Source organism: Streptomyces sp. NPDC004629 (genome assembly GCF_042873595.1).
Classification (GTDB): domain Bacteria; phylum Actinomycetota; class Actinomycetes; order Streptomycetales; family Streptomycetaceae; genus Streptomyces.
In genome coordinates this window covers 276,942-291,220 of sequence record NZ_JBIALO010000008.1, presented here as the reverse complement: position 1 = coordinate 291,220, position 14,279 = coordinate 276,942, and the positions used below count along the sequence as shown (strand labels likewise).

General features: G+C 69.0%; 14 protein-coding genes. 8 read left to right on the top strand and 6 right to left on the bottom strand.

The window, feature by feature from the left end; translation table 11 throughout:
- Positions 1–5 precede the first annotated feature (5 nt).
- The 4 genes from ACFYTE_RS15070 to ACFYTE_RS15055 all read left to right on the top strand — a co-directional run bounded on the left by ACFYTE_RS15070 (position 6) and on the right by ACFYTE_RS15055 (position 5,333).
- Positions 6–2,162, top strand: coding sequence for a hydantoinase B/oxoprolinase family protein (locus ACFYTE_RS15070; RefSeq protein WP_388709591.1), 2,157 nt, complete (start codon positions 6–8; stop codon positions 2,160–2,162).
- A gap of 35 nt (positions 2,163–2,197) precedes the next feature.
- Complete coding sequence (locus tag ACFYTE_RS15065) at positions 2,198–3,460, top strand: CaiB/BaiF CoA transferase family protein (protein WP_388709589.1); 1,263 nt, start codon at positions 2,198–2,200, stop codon at positions 3,458–3,460.
- A 1-nt stretch (position 3,461) separates the two neighbouring features.
- A complete protein-coding gene (locus tag ACFYTE_RS15060; protein ID WP_388709587.1) occupies positions 3,462–4,259 on the top strand; it encodes an enoyl-CoA hydratase/isomerase family protein in 798 nt (265 codons plus the stop codon).
- A gap of 183 nt (positions 4,260–4,442) precedes the next feature.
- On the top strand, positions 4,443–5,333 hold the full coding sequence (locus ACFYTE_RS15055) for a hydroxymethylglutaryl-CoA lyase (protein WP_388709586.1): 891 nt from the start codon (positions 4,443–4,445) through the stop codon (positions 5,331–5,333).
- Positions 5,334–5,413: 80 nt separating this feature from the next.
- Here ACFYTE_RS15055 and ACFYTE_RS15050 read toward each other — a convergent pair whose 3' ends face one another.
- Positions 5,414–5,977 (bottom strand): TetR/AcrR family transcriptional regulator, encoded by a 564-nt coding sequence (locus ACFYTE_RS15050; protein WP_388709584.1) that lies wholly within the window; start codon positions 5,975–5,977, stop codon positions 5,414–5,416.
- A gap of 396 nt (positions 5,978–6,373) precedes the next feature.
- On the opposite strand from ACFYTE_RS15050, the gene ACFYTE_RS15045 reads away from it, so the two are divergent.
- Genes ACFYTE_RS15045 through ACFYTE_RS15030 form a run of 4 tightly spaced genes read left to right on the top strand, consistent with a single transcriptional unit; the run spans position 6,374 to position 10,425 of the window.
- Entirely contained in the window at positions 6,374–7,288 is a 915-nt protein-coding gene (locus ACFYTE_RS15045) for an ABC transporter ATP-binding protein (protein ID WP_388709582.1), read from the top strand.
- Positions 7,285–8,160 carry an ABC transporter permease gene (locus tag ACFYTE_RS15040; protein ID WP_388709580.1) on the top strand — a complete coding sequence of 292 codons (876 nt, stop codon included), beginning with the start codon at positions 7,285–7,287 and terminating at the stop codon, positions 8,158–8,160. The genes ACFYTE_RS15045 and ACFYTE_RS15040 overlap by 4 nt, the downstream gene beginning before the upstream one ends.
- A 49-nt stretch (positions 8,161–8,209) precedes the next feature.
- Positions 8,210–8,914, top strand: coding sequence for a response regulator transcription factor (locus tag ACFYTE_RS15035; protein ID WP_388709578.1), 705 nt, complete (start codon positions 8,210–8,212; stop codon positions 8,912–8,914).
- Entirely contained in the window at positions 8,911–10,425 is a 1,515-nt protein-coding gene (locus ACFYTE_RS15030; protein ID WP_388709576.1) for a sensor histidine kinase, read from the top strand. The genes ACFYTE_RS15035 and ACFYTE_RS15030 overlap by 4 nt, the downstream gene beginning before the upstream one ends.
- A gap of 61 nt (positions 10,426–10,486) precedes the next feature.
- On the opposite strand, the gene ACFYTE_RS15025 is transcribed toward ACFYTE_RS15030, so the two are convergent.
- The 5 genes from ACFYTE_RS15025 to ACFYTE_RS15005 all read right to left on the bottom strand — a co-directional run bounded on the left by ACFYTE_RS15025 (position 10,487) and on the right by ACFYTE_RS15005 (position 14,102).
- Positions 10,487–11,467, bottom strand: coding sequence for a toluene monooxygenase (locus ACFYTE_RS15025; protein WP_388709574.1), 981 nt, complete (start codon positions 11,465–11,467; stop codon positions 10,487–10,489).
- Positions 11,468–11,504: 37 nt separating this feature from the next.
- A complete protein-coding gene (locus tag ACFYTE_RS15020) occupies positions 11,505–11,888 on the bottom strand; it encodes an MmoB/DmpM family protein (RefSeq protein WP_388709572.1) in 384 nt (127 codons plus the stop codon).
- A 10-nt stretch (positions 11,889–11,898) separates the two neighbouring features.
- Positions 11,899–12,249, bottom strand: coding sequence for a Rieske 2Fe-2S domain-containing protein (locus ACFYTE_RS15015; RefSeq protein WP_388709570.1), 351 nt, complete (start codon positions 12,247–12,249; stop codon positions 11,899–11,901).
- Positions 12,246–12,482 carry a toluene-4-monooxygenase system B family protein gene (locus tag ACFYTE_RS15010; RefSeq protein ID WP_388709568.1) on the bottom strand — a complete coding sequence of 79 codons (237 nt, stop codon included), beginning with the start codon at positions 12,480–12,482 and terminating at the stop codon, positions 12,246–12,248. Before ACFYTE_RS15010 ends, ACFYTE_RS15015 begins: the two co-directional genes overlap by 4 nt.
- 93 nt (positions 12,483–12,575) lie before the next feature.
- Positions 12,576–14,102: a YHS domain-containing protein gene (locus tag ACFYTE_RS15005; RefSeq protein WP_388709567.1), complete on the bottom strand. Its 1,527-nt coding sequence runs from the start codon at positions 14,100–14,102 to the stop codon at positions 12,576–12,578.
- Between the last annotated feature and the right edge of the window lie 177 nt (positions 14,103–14,279).

Here is a 14,279-nt window from a genome sequence, read left to right as displayed (position 1 = left end):
CCCACATGACCGAATCAGCCACCGGCCGGCTTCCCGCCGGGTTCGACCCCGTCACCCTCGAAGTCATCCGTATGCGTCTGGACTCCATCGTGGAGGAGATGGGCATCGCGATGATCCGCTCGTCCGGCTCACCGGTGATCACCGAGGCCGGCGACTTCAACACCGCGCTGTTCGACCCGACCGGCCGCATCTACGCCTACTCCGACTACGTCCAGTTCCATATCGGCTCCGGCAGCGTCGCCGTGCAGAATCTGGTCAGGGAGATCGCGGGCGAGCCGCTTGCCCCCGGCGACGCCTTCATCTGCAACGATCCGCACACCGCCGGCGCGAGCCACCCCCCGGACACCAATGTGATCTCGCCGATCTTCCACGGTGACGAGCTGATCGGCTGGGCGCAGTCTCAGGCCCACCTCGTCGACGTCGGCGGCATGACGCCGGGCGGCTTCGCCCCCGGGGCCTACGACTGCTACAGCGAGGCACTTCGGCTCCCGCCGGGAGTGAAGATCTTCGAGAAGGGCGAGCCCGTCGCATGGGTGCGACGCATCCTGCTGAACAACGTCAGGGTCCCCGCGCTGTTCTGGAACGACGTACGCAGCCTGGTGGCCAGCAACAACACCGGGATCCAACGGCTTCTCGCCACGATCGAGGAGTTCGGGCTCGACGACTTCCGCGAGTACACCCGGCTCAGCTTCGAGCTGGCCGAGCAGGTGGTCCGAGACCGTGTCGCGAAGATCCCCGACGGAACCTACGCGGCCGAGGAGTGGACCGAGCACAACGGCCACGTCGACGAGCTGTACCGGGTCGCCTGCACCATGACCAAGCGGGGCGAGCAGATCACGTTCGACTTCACCGGATCCAGCGAGCAGACCGACGGCTTCGTCAACTGCAGCTACGGAGCGCTCGTCGGAAGCGTCGCCACGGCGGTCGTGCCCATCCTCGCCTGGGACGTGCCGTTCAACGAGGGCGTGATGACCGCCTTCGAGGTCATCGCCGAGCCGGGCTCCATCGTGAACCCCACGCCCCCTGCTCCGATCAGCAACGGACACCTGACGACCGGCGCCCGCGTCAGCCGGCTGGTCACCAAGCTGATGAACGACGCCTGCCGGGGCAGCGCCGACGAGACCGTCCGCGGCCGCACCCAGGGCGTGTGGGCCGACTCGTGGACCGGCGGCATCTCGGCCGGCACATCGGACGACGGCGAGTACTTCGTGCTGTTCAACATGGACGGCGGAGGGATGGGGGCGGGAGCCCAGCCGGACTCCGACGGTCTGGACTGCGCCGGGATGATGACGCAGGTCAACAACATGCTCCCGGACGTCGAGATGAACGAGATGCTCTATCCCGTCCTCTACCTGTGGAAGCGGCTCAACACCGCCAGCGCCGGGCACGGTGCCCACCGCGGCGGACTCGGCCTGGAGTTCGCCTGGACGCTGCACGGTGCGCCCGATGCCGTCCAGACCGTGTTCGCCCCCAGCGCCCAGGTGGTCGCCGACGGATACGGCGGCGGGCTTCCCGGCGGCGGCAGCGGCCACGAGATCCTGCGCCGGTCCAACATCGCCGACCTGCTCGCCGCGGGTACGGTGCCCACCGACGACAGCATCGTGTGCGACGTGCGGGACCTGCTGGCCATCAACCAGTCCTCGGTGCGGGTGGCGGCCGGCGACGTCTTCGTGCAGTGGATCGCCGGTGGCGGCGGGTACGGAGACCCCCTCCTGCGTGATGCGGGGCTCGTCGCCAAGGACGTCCGGGACGCGTACATCACCGACCGCACGGCCTCCGCCGTCTACGGGGTGGTGCTCGCCGACGGCGCCGTGGACGCCGCCGCGACGGCGCGCGCACGCGAGGCGATGCGCGCCGCCCGGATCGGCGGGGAGCCGGCCGCGGCGGTCGCCGCCGACGCCACCGCCGGCGCGTCCGCGCCCCGCCGTGCCGCGGACGGCTGGTACTGCCCGGCCAGCGGCGCCCTCGTCAGCACCAAGGACGACTGGCGGCAGGACGCGATCATCACCACGCGGGTGGCCGCCGACCGACTGGGCGAGTACGGCGTCCGTGTACGCCCCCGGGACAGCGGGCAGCGTGTCCTCCTCGACGAGTTCTACAGCCCGCGCTGCGGCACCCTGCTCGACGCACGCATCCGGGTCGAAGCCGCCACGGCCGGCTGATTCCACGCAGTACTCGAAGAAGGAGGTGTTGTCGCGTGACGGAGTTCAACGGTGCGTTCGACCTCGGTGACGTCCTGCCGGGCGGTCCCGCACACGGGGCGCTGCGCGGCGTCGTGGTCCTCGACATCACACGGGTGGTCGCCGGGCCGTTCTGCTCGATGATGCTCGCGGATCTCGGAGCGACGGTCATCAAGATCGAGAACCCGAAGGACCCGGACTATGCGCGCGCGTTCCCCCCGCTGCTGACGTCGTCCGAGGGCGAGGCGTTCAGCGGGTTCTTCGCCCAGTACAACCGGAACAAGCTCGGCATGACCCTGGACCTGTCCCGGCCCGAGGGCAAGGAACTGCTGCGCACGCTCGTCGGGCGCGCGGACGTCCTGGTCGAGAACTTCCGCGGCGGGACCATGGACAAGTTGGGCGTCGGCTACCGCGAGCTGCGGAAGGTCAATCCGCGTCTGGTCTACACCGCGATCTCCGGCTACGGCCAGACCGGCCCGTACCGGCGCAAGCCCGCGTACGACAACAGCGCGCAGGCCACCGGCGGTCTGTGGTCGATGAACGGCTTCCCCGACCGCCCGCCGGTCCGGGTCGGCACCATCATCGGCGACCTGTCGGCCACGCTCTACGCCGTGATCGGCACCCTGGCCGCGCTGCGGCATGCCGAGCGCACCGGTGAGGGGCAGCTGGTGGACATCTCCCAGCAGGACTCGGTGCTCAGCCTCACCGAGAACGCCGTCGTCTCGCACACCGTCGAGGGCAAGACACCGGCTCCCCTCGGCAACGAGCATCCGTTCGTCAAACCCTACGAGCTGTATCCGTGCAAGGACGGCTTCGTCTTCTTCGGTGGCTACACCGACAAGTTCTGGCGGCTCACCTGCGAGATGTTCGGCGAACCCGAACTGGCGGCCGACCCAGAGACCGACACGATGGCCAAGCGGTTCACACCGGAGGTCTACGAGCGCCGGATACGGCCGCTGCTGCACAGGTGGTTCGCCGATCGGACCAAGCTCGAACTGGAAGAACTCGCCGGCGACCTCGTGCCGCTCAGCGCGATCAAGGACATCGGGGAGGTCATCGCGGATCCTCAGATCCAGGCCAGGGACATGGTCGTCGACGTCGAATACCCTGGCTTCGGCCCGCTGCGCATGGTCGGCTCGCCGGTCAAACTCGACGTCACCCCGGCCCAGCCCCGGGGGCTGGCTCCCCGGGTCGGCGAGCACACCGACCAGTTGCTGCGCGCCTTCGCGGACCTGTCCGAGGAACAGATCCGCGCCCTGCACGAGGCGGGGGTGGTCTGAGATGAGTGGCATCACCCTCGACCGTGAAGGACCGGTCGCGCTCATCCGGTTCGACCGGCCGGCGAAGCTGAACTCGCTGACCCTGGCGATGTACGAGGAGCTGGGGGCGGCCTTCGACGAGGTCCGCGACGACGAGTCGGTCGGCGTCGCGGTCCTCACGGGCGCGGGCCACCGTGCCTTCTGCGTCGGCGCCGACCTCACCGAATCGATCCCCGCGCTCGCCGAGGGGCGGTTCGACATCTCCCGGTGGGACAGGGCTCACCAGAAGCACACCACCTTGTTCAAGCCGGTCATCGCGGCGGTCAACGGGCTCTGCCTCGGGGGCGGCTTCGAGATCATGCTCTCCACGGACCTGCGGATCGCCGCCGACACGGCCGAGTTCGGGCTTCCCGAAAGCGGCGTCGGAGTCGTCCCGGCCGGCGGCACGCTGACCCGGCTGACCCGCCAGATCCCCTACGTCTGGGCCATGGAGCTGATGCTGCTCGGCGACCGGATCACCGCCGACACCGCCCTGCGGTACGGCCTGCTCAACGCCGTGGTGCCCGCCGACCGGCTGCTTGAGGCGGCGATGGACCGGGCGCACCGGCTCACCGCCCGCAGCGGCACCGCCCTGGAGACGATCAAGGAGTCGGTGCTGCGTCTCGGGGACCTCCCGCAGGACCAGGCCTTCCACTCCGAGGCACTGTACGGGCAGCGGGCGTTCACCGCGCCGGACGCCCGGGAAGGACTGGCCGCGTTCGCCGAGCGCCGTCCGCCCGACTTCCCCTCCCGCCGGAACGCCGAGAAGCCTCCCGCATGACGGATCCACGCGGGACCGCCGCCCTTCGGTCCGCCGTCGCGAGGCGCCCGGCGCAACCCGCGGCGTTCCGCGTGGCCGCACGCTTCGCCCTTCCCACCGTCTGACGGGGACGCCATGACATCCGAGAACAGCAACATCCCTTCGTCCACCGGTGTATTGCCCCGCACGGCCCCCCAACAGGGCATGCCCGAACGGGTCCGCATCTACGAGGTCGGCCCCCGCGACGGCCTGCAGGCCGAAGCCGTCCGCGTCCCCACGGCCGTCAAGGTGGAGTTCGTCCGGCGGCTCGTCGACGCGGGTCTCACCACCATCGAGGCCACCAGCTTCGTCTCGCCCCGGTGGATACCCCAACTCGACGACGCGCACGACGTACTCACCGCCGTGGGACCCCTCGACGGCATCCGCCTCCCGGTGCTCGTTCCCAACGACCGGGGACTTCAGCGGGCACTGTCCGCCGGCGCCCGGGAGATCGCCGTCTTCGCCAGCGCGACCGAGTCCTTCGCGAAGAACAACCTGGCCCGGGACATGGCGGGGGTGCTGGCGATGTTCGAACCCGTCGTGCGCCGGGCCCGTTCCGTGGGCCTGCCGGTACGCGGCTATGTGTCGATGTGCTTCGGCGACCCCTGGGAAGGCGATGTGGAGCCCCGCACGGTCGCCTCGGTCGCCCGCAGGCTCCTCGACATGGGCTGCACATCCCTGTCACTGGGAGACACCAACGGTACCGGAACGCCCGGCCACGTCCTGGAACTCCTCGACACCGTACGGGGGGCGGGCATCCCCCTGGAGCGGACCGCCCTTCACTTCCACGACACCTACGGCCAGGCCCTCGCCAACGTGCACGCCGCCCTGACGGCGGGCATCACCGAGTTCGACAGCTCCGCCGGCGGCATCGGAGGCTGCCCCTACGCCCGCAGTGCCACTGGCAACCTCGCCACGGAAGACCTGGTGTGGATGCTGCGCGGACTCGGCATCCACACCGGGGTCGACCTGAACGCGCTGGCGGCCACCAGCCGGTGGATGGCCGGACACCTCGGCCGCCCGAGCCCTTCCCGCGTCGTCACCGCCCTTGCCTGACACTCCGCCCAGGGCGAGCGGGTCGGGCGAACGACCGATCCGCGAGTCTGCCGCCGTCGAGGGAGTCCAGAGCGTCCGCTTCAACGGTAGGCGCGCAGGAAGGCGTCGACCCCGTCGGTGATGATCGTCAGTGTCTCCGGCTCTTCTGCCTCGACGTCGCGCCGGTCATCGAGCGCGTCCAGCGCGAGGCTGATCGTCAAAGCGGTGAAGTGCCGCGCCGCGAGGACCGGATCGGGGGCCCGGATCTCGCCGTCCGCGGCCAGCACGGCGAAACGCTCCTCCAGCATCCGCTCGGGCTGGTCGCGCACGGCCTCGGCCAGCCGCGGAGCAGACCACTGCTGCGCGGTCAGCCGCCGAAAGGTGATGTAGTCCGAGGACGGAAAGGTCTGTGTGACCACCCGCCGCCCGAACGCCGTCAAGGCATCGCGCAGATCACGGCCCGGTGTCAGCTCCTCCTCGATCGCGGCGCGAACGGAACGCACCAACGCGTCGTTGACGCGCTCGACCACGCGCAGGAAGAGCGCCGCCTTCTCACCGAAGTGGTCATAGACGGTCCGCTTCGAGACCTGCGCCCGTGCCGCGATGGCGTCGACGCTCGCCCGCTCGTAGCCCTCGGCGAGAAACAGCGCCTCGGCCGCGTCCAAGATCGCGGCTCTCTTGCCCTCGGACCGCCGTCGGCGTCCGGGGGTCTGAACTGCGGCAACACCCCTTGACATGGGCCCAGCATAACGGCGGAGCCCAAAACCACACTGATTAGTGTAGTTTTTGAGGCAGGCCGCCGCAGGGAGGGAGTGACATGGGATTCAACCCGGCTGATCACTGGGAGGGCCACCTTGCCCCGGCAACAGCCGCTGCGTGTGAGTTTCATGTGAGCCACAGGGCGGACGAGGCGTGTTCAACGCGGTTTTTGCACGTCAGGGCCTTGCCGTTCCCATGCGGCATTCATGTTCGTGCACATGTGGCTCACGTCCGCGGTCGAAGGTGAAGCGGTGCCCGCGGCAGTCGCGCGCACGGTTCCACCATCTGTTCTGGAGAGTTCGATGATCGAAGTTCGTGGCCTGACCAAGCGCTACGGCGAGGTCCTCGCCGTGGACGATCTGACCTTCGCGGTCCGTCCCGGGGAGGTGACCGGATTCCTGGGGCCCAACGGCGCCGGCAAGTCGACGACGCTGCGCCTGATCCTGGGCCTGGACGCCGCCGGCTCGGGCACCGCGACCGTGTGCGGACGGCCGTATTCCGCGCAGCCCGCACCTTTGAGGGCCGTCGGGGCGCTGCTGGACCCCGGCGCGGTGCTGCCCAGCCGCACCGCGTACCACCACCTGCTGGCGCTCGCGGCCGGCAACGGGATCCCACGCGGCCGGGTGGACGAGGCGCTGGCCGAGGTGGGCCTGGAGAAGGTGAGCCGGCGCAGGGCGGGAACGTTCTCCCTCGGTATGCGCCAGCGGCTCGGTATCGCGGACGCGCTGCTGGGTGATCCACCGGTGCTGGTCTTCGACGAACCCCTCAACGGACTGGATCCGGAGGGCATCGTGTGGATCCGCACGCTCATGCGGAGGATGGCCGCCGAGGGCCGCGCCGTGCTGATGTCCAGCCATCTGATGAGCGAGATGGAGCTGACCGCCGACCACCTCATCGTCGTGGGCCGCGGAAAGCTGATCGCCGACACGACGATGAAGGATTTCATCGAAGCGCACTCCGAACGCGCGGTTCTGGTGCGCACCCCGCAGGTCGAGGCGTTGCGCCGGATGCTGGCCACGGCCGTGGACGTGCGCACGGAGGGCGGCGACACCCTGGTGGTGACCGGTCTGGAAACCGCCGAGATCGGGGCCCTGGCGGCGGCAGGCGGTGTCGAACTGCACGAGTTGTCACCGCGCCAGGTCTCGCTGGAGCAGGCATTCATGGATCTGACCCGCGATGCGGTGGAGTACCAGGCCGAGAAGGAGACGAGCCGATGAGCCGCATCCCCACACTGCTTCGACCGAAGACGCCGAAGACGCCGAAGACCGCGAGGTCGCCGAAGCCGCCGAAGCCGCAGACGACAGCGGGCAAGGCGACCTTCGTGCATTGCCTGCACGCCGAATGGATCAAGATCCGTACGATGCGGTCGACGCTGTATGTGATCCTCGGCACCCTGGCGTTCTGCACGGGCCTCGCCGCGTTGAACGGCTCGTCCGCAGGCACCGACTACGCGAGCATGACACCTGCCGACCAGGCCACGTTCGACCCTCTGGCCACCAGCCTGCGCGGCTATCTGCTCGCGCAGATCGCCCTGGGTCTGCTGGGCGGCCTGGTCATCTCCTCCGAGTACGGCGCGCGCACGATCGTCAGCACGCTGACGTCCGTCCCGCACCGGGCCCGGGTTCTGGCGTGCAAGGCCGTGGTCCTGACGGGCGTGGGGCTGCCGGCCGGCATCGTGGTGTCGCTGGCCGGGTTCCTGGTCGGGCAGGGGGCGCTGGCCGGGGCGGGCGCTCCGCACCTCTCGCTCTTCGACGGCACGGCGCTGCGCGGCGTCTTCGGCGGTGGCCTGTATCTGGCGCTGGCCGGGCTCTTCGGACTGGCTCTGGGCACCGTGATCCGCAGTACGACGGCCACGGTGACGACGCTGTTCGCAGTGATGCTGATCGTCCAGGCGTTCGCACCGGCCCTGCCCGGCGCGGTCGGCGACTGGGTGTCGACGTACTGGCCGCCGATCGCCGGCGGACAGATCATCACCGGCTACCACGATCCCGCGCTGCTGGGCCCCTGGGCCGGTCTCGGCGTGATGGCGGGCTGTGTGGCCGTTCTGATGGCGGCGGCGTTCGTCGTCTTCCGCAGGCGCGACGCCTAGCAGGCCCGGACACCGAGAAGCGGACGATCGACGGTCGGGGACAGGTGGCATGACGACGACACAACGACTGCTGCTGGTGGAGGACGAACCCACCCTGCGCGAACTGCTGTCGGCGAGCCTGCGGCTGGCCGGATTCGATGTGGTCCCGGCCGAGTCCGGCACCCAGGCACTGGACGCGGTCCGAGACCGGCGCCCCGACCTGATCGTCCTGGACGTGATGCTGCCCGACATCGACGGTTTCGAGGTGGCCCGTCAGGTGCGCGAGCGGCATGCCGGCCGGGGAACCGGCCACCCGCCGATCCTGTTCCTCACCGCACGCGACGCGACCGAGGACCGCATCAGCGGCCTGAGGGCCGGCGGGGACGACTATGTCACCAAGCCGTTCAACCTCGAAGAACTCATCCTGCGCATCCAGGCGGTGCTGCGCCGCACCAGCGGCCGCCGACAGGACGGCCGCCTGGTCGTGGGGGAGCTGGAGCTGGACCCCGACAGCCACCAAGTGACCCGGAGCGGACAGCCGGTGCAGCTGTCCCCGACCGAGTTCAGCCTGCTGCGGGTGCTGATGGAGAACGCCGGGCAGGTCCTGCCCAGGGTCCAGCTCCTCGAACGTGTCTGGCACTACGACTTCGGCGGCGACGACTCCATCGTCGCCTCCTACATCAGCTATCTGCGCCGCAAGATCGACACCGGTGAGCCTAAGCTGATCCACACGGTGCGCGGCACCGGCTACGTACTGCGCAGGCCCCGCCCGTGACCGCGGCAACCACCCGCGGCCCGCTCAGGGGGCTGTCGCTGCGCGGGCGTCTGCTGGCCAGCTGCCTGCTGCTGCTCGTCGCCGCCCTGCTCGCCAGCAACGCCCTGCTCGTCACCCTGCTCCAGCGTCAGCTGGTGCACCAGCTGGACAACCGACTGCACACCGCCGCCACGGTGGCGGCGCGCCTGCCCGACCTGCCGCAGGCGCCGGGCGGCACGGCGCCGTCGCAGGTACGCGACGCCGTGCAGCGCGAGATGACCGGCGACACCTACGTCGCCTACCTGCACGCCGACGGCCGCGTCCGGCACACCTTGCGCACGTCCACCGGCAGCGCCCCGCGGCTGCCGGTCCTCACCGCGGCGGCCGTCGCCGCCCACGGTGGTCGTCCCTTCCGGACCACGGCCGGGCACGGCGGCGGTGACTGGCGTGTGATCGCCGAACCCCTCGCTGCCACCCGGCACACACCGGACGGCAGCGTCGTCGTGGCCGGTTCCCTGGCGCAGGTCAGCTCGACGATCCGGCACCTCGGCACGGTGATGCTGGTGGTCGACTTCGTGGTGCTCGCCCTCCTCGGAGGCATCGGATGGTTCGCCGTGCGTGCCGGGCTGCGTCCCTTGCGCCGTATCGAGACGACCGCGGCGGCCATCGCGGACGGCGACCTGTCCAGCCGTGTCCCCCGACCGGCTTCCACCCGCACCGAACTGGGCCGCCTGTCCACCGCGCTCAACGGCATGCTGGACCGGATCGAAGCAGGAGACGCCGCACGCGCCGCCACCAACGAGCGCATGCGCACGTTCCTCGCGGACGCGAGCCATGAACTGCGCACCCCACTGTTCGGCATCAAAGGCTTCACCGAGCTGTACCGCATGGGCGGCATGCCCGAGCGCACCGACGTCGACACCGCGATGAACCGCATCGAACACGAGGCGGCCCGCCTCGTCCGCCTGGTCGAGGACCTGCTGCTGCTCGCACGGCTCGACGAGGACGCCGCGGACGGCGGCACACACCTGCCACTGCGTCGTACCCCCATGGACCTGCGCACCCTGGCCGCCGACGCCCTGCACGACCTGCGTGCCCTCGATCCCCGGCGCCCCGTGACCCTGACCGGCCCCGGCGGCGGCCCGCCCGGCGGCGCCCCCGTCCTCGGCGACGAGGCACGCCTGCGCCAAGTGACCTCCAACCTCGTCGGCAACACCATCGCCCACACTCCGCCCGGTACTGCGGTACGCATCGGTGTCGGCACCCGGGGCGGGCGGGCGGTTCTTGAGCTGAGCGACGAGGGGCCGGGCATGACACCCGATCAGGCCGCCCGCGCGTTCGACCGCTTCTACCGCGCGGACAACGCCCGCGGCCGAACGCACGGAGGAGGTGCCGGGCTCGGCCTCGCCATCGTCCATTCCCTGGTGACAGCCCACCACGGCCATGTGGAGGTCCGCACCGCACCCGGACAGGGCGCCGCCTTCCGCGTCCTGCTCCCTGTGCACCCGGACCGCCCCGGCACCCGGTACTGACCCCTTGTTCCAGACACGCTCCGGGCCGGCCCACCGCGGCACGCGGTGAGCCGTGTGGAGGTCACGCCGACGAACCGCCGTCCGTGTCGAGTCCGCATTCCTGCGTGACGGCGTCGAGCTGTGCGGACACATGGCCGGCGACGTCCTCGTGCGACAGGGGAACGGGTGCCTTGGCGAAGCAATCGCTCAGTGCCGTCACCGCGTCGGTCGCGGTGCGTTGCCAGACAGACGTCCAGGAACTCAGGGTCTGCCGCAACTCCGGTCGCTGCTCGATGGCGTACCGGGCCAGGGCTGTGCTCCAGTCCCGGCTGCGGCGGCTGTCCTGCCCGAACTCCTTGAGCAGGGCGGCGAGCAGCGCATCACCGTTCTGCTTGGCCAGCAAGGCCATGCTGCCGTTGAGGATGGTGTCGAGGGCGGGCTTGACGGCGAGGTTCAAGGCGGTGAACGCCTCCCCCCAGTCCCGGACGGTGAGGAGCTGTTCCAGGGCTCGTCGCAGTGGCTGCCACGCGGGATCGTTCTCCCATGTGTCCCGTGTGGTCGCGGTGGCGGCGAGGTCGTCGCCGTGGGCCAGTGACAGGGACTTCGTCCAGTAGGCGAGCCACTGAACGCGGCGCAGCTCGTCGCCGGCCTGGAAGCCGGCGCAGTTGACGAGGAAGGCGGTGGGTGCCATTTGCGACACGTACATGCTGGTCATCTGGAGTACGTGCAGCGGAAACCGCATGGGCACCGCTAGCTGCCCCAGGGTGCGGACCCACTCCGGCTGAAGGTTCTCCACCGAGGCCGCGGATTCGTGGTCGTCGATGAGCGCGTCGACGTAGGTCTCACGGCCGTGCTGTTGGAGTACGTACTTCCGGTAGGTCAGGCGGTGCGGGTCATGGAAGGATTCCCAGTCCTCCACCTGAAACGGTGACCCTTCCCGGTATTTGAGATACCACTGGTTCACCGGTGCGGCGGGAGAGATCTCGAACGGGGCGGGATCACGTCGGAAGCTGTGCAGGAACCTGGCGTTCACCACCTCGTACTCACTCGGTTTCCTCTTCACGTCACCGAGCGTGCTCCAGGCTTTCGGCTTTGGGCGCTTACGGATGTGCACTGCCGGTCTCCCGCCTCTCCAGATACCAGGTCAGTTGGTCATCGGTGGTCCTCATCCGGCCGGCGAATGCGGTCAGGACGTTTTCGATCTGCGACAGCGGGTAGGGAGCGCCCAGTTCGTATTCGAGACTGGCCCGGGTGAGCCGGCACTCCCATGCGGCCTGAATTCTTATGTAGCCGCCCCTGTCGATCACTTGGATGTTCTTGTCGTTGTTGTCTGTCTCGATGGCGGCGATGATCGCATCAGTGAGTTCGGAATCCGTCCCACGAATGATCGGTCCGACCATCTTGGCCGCAGGATGCGGCTCGTTGTCCAGCACTTCGGCCCCTTGGTTCGTGTACTCATCCACGGTCGCACCGGCGGCGGCCACGGCCGCGGCGTCAGCGCCTCGTCGTGCCTGTCCCGGCCGGAACGGCGATGTCCAGCCGGTCCCCGTTCAGGCGGACGAGGTATTCACGGAGTCTGCAGTTCTGGGGATTGACCCCCCGACCGTCTCGCACATCGAATTCCCACAGGTGGCTGGGACAGGTCAGGACGTTGCTGTCCGTGTCCCAGTCGCCGTCGGCCAGTAGGGATCCCTGATGCGGACAAGTGGCCTGGAATGCCTTGACGGTACCGCCGATCAGACGCAGCAGCAGTACCGCCTGGCCGTCGATCTCCACGTCCAGGAGGTCGCCTTCAAGCAGTTCCTTGTCGGCCAGCACCGTCACCCAGCGGACGTCATCGCTCATACGTAGGCCACCCGCACGACGTCCATCGGGGTGATGCCCGCTGACCGGACGGTGTTCTGCTGGTCCAGCAGGTTGTCGTTGTGCCAGACGCCGATGGGCCGGTCCCGGGGAGGAACCGTGACTCCGATCGCCTGGTCGGCCACTGTCCGGGCCACGACCGCCAGGGAGTCGGCCTCGTCGACCGGGATCAGCCGGGCCATCAGGTCACCGTCGAATACCGCACGGACGAACATGACTGCCACAGTGCCTCCGCTCTGCTCGTACGTCCGAGGGGACGCAAGGGATTGCAAGGGATTTCAAGGGAACGGAACGCGGTTCACCGCGTTCTACACGCGCAAGGGGAGAGCCGCGGGTGCCGTCGCCGGGTCGGGCTCGGCCCAGGCGTAGCCGGTGGCGTCCTTTCCGCTCTCGGCAGGGCTGATGCCCATGTAGGCCAGCACACCCTCCAGGGTCGCGGGCTGGATCTGGCCGGCCGCGAAGCGGTCGGACAGCGAGAGGTGTCCGGCGTAGCGCTCCGGGTCCTGCTCGAAGATCCACTTGCAGGGTGCGGAGCAGAAACTGTACTTGCGGCCGTTGTGCTCGACCGTCAGCGGAGCCGGAGATTCCAGGTGCCCGGCGAGGTGGCCGATCGGGGTGAGGACCGCCAGGTCGCAGAGGTTGCACATCACGGGCAGCGTCTCCGACACGGTGCGTTCGGCGGCGCCTTCCCGGACGTTCTGCGTGATCACGTCCCAGGGCTTGCCGAAGCTCTCGTTCCAGCCGGGGTACTTCTGCTCAAGCCAGTCCCGTTCGGCGGCGGACATTCCCGCGTCCGGATCCCACCACAGGGTGGGCCGCAGGTACCACAGGCCCAGATGGTAGGCGTGGTGGATCCACTCCAGTTCCGGCAGGAAATGATCGTCCCAGTACCAGGGCTTCTCCAGCCCGACCTCGCGGATCTGGTCGAGGAACTGCTTGACGATCCATTCGTTCATGAACTCTTTGAACGAGCGCGCGCGATGTTCAAGCGGCGAGTAGTAGTCCGTCGAGACGCCGGTGAGCAGCGAGAACAGCCGCCACCCCCGCCAGAACGAGATGTCGACCAGGCGCTGGGCCACGTCCTTGCGGCCGTTGGCCATCAGCACCGCGATGGTTGCCCCGCCCTGCTGGGCGTGACGTGCCTCGTCGGTCTGGACCGAGGCGACCAACGACGCGAAGTCGATGTCTCCCACGCTGAGCGCGTCCGCGGCCAGACTCATGAAGTGCAGGTTGGTGAAGCCGGTCTCCAAGGAGAACGGCAGCTGCACCCCGATCGAGACGGCGTCGGCGGCCACGGCCAGGTCTTCGATCTCGGAACGGTTCGCGATCGCGCCCCAATTGTTGGTGTGCTGCTCCCTGTTCGCCCAGTCGATCCGGGGTTCCTTGGCCAGCAGCTGGTACGAGAAGTAGAGGTGGATCTGGGCATGACGGATCTCGTCCAGGAACCCGTACACCGCCTGGTTGCGCCATGCGGCCGCGCGCCCGAACCGGGCCATCCGCAGCTCGCCGAACCCCGCCATGTACTCCGTGAACGGCGCGGCACTGAAGTGGATCAGCGCGGCCGACTTCCAGCCGGGATCGAGCTGTTCGTAGGTCGTCGTACGGCTGATCACGGAGTTCACCGCGTAGACAGACGCCTCCTTGGCCGTCTGGTTGTGCACATACTCGCGATAGCTGATCTTGTAGGGCTCGTCCCAGGACCACCAGCTCTCGGCGGGGATGCCGAACTTGGCGCACATCGTGTCAGGGAAGGCCTCAGCTTCCTCCACGTACGACAGCGTCCAGTTCATGTCCCGCGCAAGGTCGTACCAGTCCGATCGGGCAAGACGAGGCATGTTCTCTCCTTCCATGGCTCGGTGAGCCCAACACCTGGTGTTGGTCAAACCCGCTGTGACCAACCCAGTAGACCGCCCGAGGTGAACGGTGCCCAGCCGTTCAAGGGCGGTGAACACGGGCGAACTTGGCGACATTGTGCATTTGTGAAAAGGCGGACCGGCGGCCACGGGGGCCCC

Coding starts and splice junctions, on each gene's coding strand:
- ACFYTE_RS15060 (WP_388709587.1), top strand. CDS start 3,462: ATGAGTGGCATCACCCTCGACCGTGAAGGACCGGTCGCGCTCATCCGG.
- ACFYTE_RS15070 (WP_388709591.1), top strand. CDS start 6: ATGACCGAATCAGCCACCGGCCGGCTTCCCGCCGGGTTCGACCCCGTC.
- ACFYTE_RS15055 (WP_388709586.1), top strand. CDS start 4,443: ATGCCCGAACGGGTCCGCATCTACGAGGTCGGCCCCCGCGACGGCCTG.
- ACFYTE_RS15040 (WP_388709580.1), top strand. CDS start 7,285: ATGAGCCGCATCCCCACACTGCTTCGACCGAAGACGCCGAAGACGCCG.
- ACFYTE_RS15015 (WP_388709570.1), bottom strand. CDS start 12,249: ATGAGCGATGACGTCCGCTGGGTGACGGTGCTGGCCGACAAGGAACTG.
- ACFYTE_RS15045 (WP_388709582.1), top strand. CDS start 6,374: ATGATCGAAGTTCGTGGCCTGACCAAGCGCTACGGCGAGGTCCTCGCC.
- ACFYTE_RS15035 (WP_388709578.1), top strand. CDS start 8,210: ATGACGACGACACAACGACTGCTGCTGGTGGAGGACGAACCCACCCTG.
- ACFYTE_RS15010 (WP_388709568.1), bottom strand. CDS start 12,482: ATGTTCGTCCGTGCGGTATTCGACGGTGACCTGATGGCCCGGCTGATC.
- ACFYTE_RS15005 (WP_388709567.1), bottom strand. CDS start 14,102: ATGCCTCGTCTTGCCCGATCGGACTGGTACGACCTTGCGCGGGACATG.